Source organism: Aquiflexum sp. (genome assembly GCF_977115555.1).
Genome location: NZ_CDSBKL010000554.1, coordinates 1 through 2,146, shown reverse-complemented (window position 1 = coordinate 2,146; position 2,146 = coordinate 1). Strand labels below are relative to the sequence as shown.

Here is a 2,146-nt window from a genome sequence, read left to right as displayed (position 1 = left end):
TTGGGATCGCCTTGGTGGATTTGGAGGGGAAAGTCTATGGCGCAGGAGATTTTGATATGCCTTTTTCAATTCAGAGTATTTCCAAGGTTCAGACCCTGACAATGGTCGCAAATGTTTTCAAAGAAAAGCTTTGGTCGAGGGTGAATGTCGAACCGAGTGGCAACCCATTCAATTCCATTGCCCAACTGGAATTCGAAAAAGGAATCCCGAGAAACCCCTTTATTAATGCCGGGGCTTTGGTAATCACCGATGCGCTTAGCACTTTACACCAAAATCCCCTGGATGAAATCCATGGCTTTATCAATGAAATCGTAGGACGTACCTGTGTCCAAATCGATGAATCTGTGATGAATTCTGAAATTGCCCATTCGGAGAGAAATACCGCTTTGGCCTATTTTCTGAAGGCTTTCGGTAACTTAGAGAATGATATCCAAGAAGTAATCCGGACTTATTGTGGCCAATGTGCCATAGAATTGTGCTGCGCGGACTTGGCAAGATCTTTTTCCTTTTTGGCCAATCATGGATATTCAATTTTTGCAAATAGGGAAATCCTCAGCCCGATCGATACCCAAAGGATCAATGCACTCATGCTGACATGCGGATTTTATGACGAGTCCGGAGAGTTTGCATTTCGGGTAGGCCTGCCCGGCAAGAGTGGAGTCGGTGGAGGAATCGTCGCCGTGATGCCCAACAAATTTTCAGTTGCCGTTTGGAGTCCGCCGCTCAATGGAAAAGGCAATTCTCCCAAAGGAGTCAAGGCGCTTCAGCTGTTAAGGGAAAAGCTGAAGTATTCGCTTTTTGAAGAAAGAAGGTAAAAAAAGTATCAATGTCTTAGTGCCAAATATTGTTTCACCTCAAGAGATTCTTGTTTTCTATTTGAATTTGGCAGTTTTTTCATCCATGCTGACATCGGCTTCTTTCCGGATCTGCATCCTGTAATACACCAAAACTTCATCCGCTCCTGCTTCCAAGACAGCTTCCTGAGCTTTGAGGGCAATGGACATCAATTGTTCCTGTGGGCCTTCCATGACGGTCTCAAAGGGAGTGACTTCATATTTGACTCCGGATTTTTGGATGACTTCTATGGCTTTGTCTACCAAGGCATAGCTGTCAAGAGTTTTGCTTTTTGGGACAATCTGGATTCCGAGGTTGATGGATTTGGACATGGTTTATGAGATTTGAGATGTGAAACGTGAGAAATAAGACAGGAGCGAGAGACGAGAAAACTTTGTGCTAAGAACCAAGTACAAAGTACCAAGAAACAAGATCATAATCCAAAATTAAACTCCTCGACTTTGTTCAGGGATTGAGCTTGGCAACAGTTAACCAAATAACCGAATAACCATTAACCAAATAACCACTAACCAAATAACCCTTAACCGATGATAGCTTTTTCTCCCAATGTGCCAAATGCGAACAGATTGCGGACATTTTAAGTTTTTTTCCCAAAATTGAACATGAAAAATATAGCCCTTGAATTTTCCCTTGATTTGTGTTTTTGATTTTTTATTGCCTTTCTAAACCAAAAAAGCGGGATTCTGCCCCATATTCAAGGATAACCGGAAGAATCACCATACTTTCGCCGGATCTAGTTCGTTTTTTGTTAGCAGTTTTGTATTCCAAACAATCCGATCCGATTATGAATAAAATCACCAAATTCTTTTGGTTTTGTTCCGGTGCTTATGCGCCTCTATTGAGCAAATCACCGACCGAAACCCATAAATATGTCGGGATCGGCGGAACAGTATTTTTTACAGGTCTCTTGGCGGCGATATCTGCAGGATATGCCTTATTTACCGTGTTCGAATCTCCATGGTATGCGATTGGGTTTGGACTGGTTTGGGGTTTGATGATCTTCAATTTGGATAGGTTTATCGTGTCAAGTATGCGTAAGCGAAACAATGCCTGGGCGGAGTGGAAAATGGCCATTCCTAGATTGGTTTTTGCGGTATTGTTGGCGATTGTGATTTCCAGGCCATTGGAACTTAAGATTTTCGAAAGGGAAATCAACAGAAAGCTCGATGAGAAAAAAACTGCCATGATCGCCCAAAGCAAGGAAGCTTTGAAAGCTGGATTTTCTGAAATCAATGGATTGGAAGCCAAAAAAGACAGTAATTCGAATTCTTTACGCGGAAACTGCAAAGAT

Annotated in this window: 3 protein-coding genes; 2 read left to right on the top strand and 1 reads right to left on the bottom strand. The window is 42.3% G+C overall.

The genetic code is table 11. From position 1 onward, the window contains the following. Positions 1-815, top strand: an 815-nt coding sequence (locus tag ACZFYI_RS19495; RefSeq protein WP_462525790.1) for a glutaminase, incomplete at its 5' end; no start/stop codon positions are given. A gap of 57 nt (positions 816-872) precedes the next feature. Here the strand turns inward: ACZFYI_RS19495 and ACZFYI_RS19490 are convergent. After that, the gene (locus ACZFYI_RS19490; protein ID WP_462525789.1) at positions 873-1,166 is read right to left on the bottom strand and encodes a thiamine-binding protein; all 294 of its coding nucleotides are present in this window, start codon (positions 1,164-1,166) and stop codon (positions 873-875) included. Positions 1,167-1,639: 473 nt separating this feature from the next. Here ACZFYI_RS19490 and ACZFYI_RS19485 point away from each other — a divergent pair. Continuing rightward, positions 1,640-2,146, top strand: a 507-nt coding sequence (locus ACZFYI_RS19485) for a DUF4407 domain-containing protein (RefSeq protein WP_462525788.1), incomplete at its 3' end; no start/stop codon positions are given.